1 protein-coding gene is annotated in these 238 nt (G+C 78.2%); it reads right to left on the minus strand.

Translation table 11 applies throughout. The annotated features are described in order from the left end of the window. On the minus strand, nucleotides 1-238 hold a 238-nt coding region (locus tag G3I40_RS25210), incomplete at both ends, for a hypothetical protein (protein ID WP_164304400.1).

Here is a 238-nt window from a genome sequence, read left to right on the forward strand (position 1 = left end):
AGCGCCACCTGCGGGTGGTCGAGGACGGCGGGGAACCGGACGAGCGCCGCCGGGTCCGTGGCGCAGTCGACGAGCACGAAGTTGCCCGGCGACTCCGCCTGCGCGGCGCGGACCAGGCCCCAGACCGCGGCCTGCGCGGGATCCGCCCCGGTGTCGGCGGGAGCGGCGCTCACGGCGTGCCGGGTCAGGAAGACCAGGCGGCCGGTGCGCTCCGGCGCGTCGAGCCACTCGCGGACGA

Origin of the sequence: Streptomyces sp. SID14478, assembly GCF_010548525.1 — a bacterium.
Lineage (GTDB): Bacteria > Actinomycetota > Actinomycetes > Streptomycetales > Streptomycetaceae > Streptomyces.